Source organism: Candidatus Magnetaquicoccus inordinatus, from assembly GCF_004217665.1.
GTDB lineage: Bacteria > Pseudomonadota > Magnetococcia > Magnetococcales > Magnetaquicoccaceae > Magnetaquicoccus > Magnetaquicoccus inordinatus.
Map to the genome: position 1 here is coordinate 1 of NZ_RXIU01000447.1, position 1386 is coordinate 1386.

General features: G+C 55.6%; 2 protein-coding genes. Both read left to right on the forward strand.

The annotated features are described in order from the left end of the window. Window positions 1–191 (forward strand): hypothetical protein (locus tag EJP87_RS18745; protein WP_227657725.1); only part of this gene is annotated, 191 nt, incomplete at its 5' end. Window positions 192–543: 352 nt separating this feature from the next. Then, window positions 544–1386: 2-isopropylmalate synthase (locus EJP87_RS16415; RefSeq protein WP_478210087.1), on the forward strand; the 843-nt coding region annotated here is incomplete at its 3' end.

Here is a 1386-nt window from a genome sequence, read left to right on the forward strand (position 1 = left end):
TAATCCATAAAAACAATAAACTTATTATGGAGCTCCAGGAGGAGATTATCTCCTCCTGGTGGGAGCAGGGCAAAGCCCTGCTGAACATGTGCGGCGTTTCACGTGCGCAAATGCGCTTGCCCTGCCTGCAAATAGGCTTGCCCTGGGGCCTCACTATTTTTGCTGCCAACACCTCACTATTTTTTGCTTGACTTGTGCCCCACTCTACCGGCACACTTTACCCATGAACAGACTCTTCTCCCTATCCAGCCTACGACTGCTCGGTGCCCTGATTGGCGCCCCTGGTCGGCTGCGCTCTGCGGAGAAGAGAGAATAATCTGCTCACTCAGCCTATTCGTTTCCGGCCATGGCTCTTCTGATCCATGGCTTTTTTTTTTCCTTTTTTTTCCGCACAACCCTTTCCAGGAGAACTGCCATGTTGCAACACAGCTCCCTACTACGCTTGCCTGTCGGCTACCCAAGTATGGCGTGGTGGCGCGTCGGTGGCCGTACTGATTCCACTTACTATCCCGCAGACACCCGATTTGTTAGGAGTCGTTTTCGATGGCAACCAGTAATAGCGTAAAATATCGTCCCGCCCCTGCTCTTCACCTGCCCAATCGGCGTTGGCCCGATCGGGTTTTGCAACAGGCCCCCACTTGGTGCAGCATTGATCTGCGCGATGGCAACCAGGCACTGGCCACCCCGATGAACCCGGAACGCAAACAACGTCTTTTTGAACACCTGCTCCGTCTGGGTTTTCGCGAGATTGAAGCCGGATTTCCTGCCGCTTCTGCCGATGATTATGCCTTTTTGCGGCACTTGGTGGCGCAGGCGCACGCCGAGGTAAGCATACAGGTTTTGACCTCGGCCCGTCCGGAACATATCGAACGCACCTTTGCCGCACTGCAGGGCATGCCGCGAGCGATTGTCCATTTTTATCTCTCCACCTCACCGCTGCAGCGGCGTCTGGTCTTTGGGATTGATACTCCTGCTTTGATCGAACGGGCTGTGCGAGCGGCAGAACAGATTCGTACTCTTTCGGAAAAGCAGGGGGATACCTGTTGGCGTTGGCAATTTTCCCCGGAGAGCTTTTCGGCCACCGAGCCGGAGGTAGCGTTGGCCATTTGCGAAGCGGTTGCCGAGGTTTGGGAGCCCACAGCGGAGAATAAAATCATTCTCAATCTGCCGGCCACTGTGGAGGTGGCCTCGCCCAACCGATATGCCGATCAGATCGAATGGTTTGCCGACCATTTTTCGCGACGCGATGCGGTGATTCTCTCGATCCATCCGCACAACGATCGCGGCTGTGCGGTGGCAGCGGCTGAGTTGGCGCTGTTGGCCGGGGCAGAACGGGTAGAAGGGGCCCTTTTTGGCAACGGCGAGCGTACCGGTAATGTGGATATA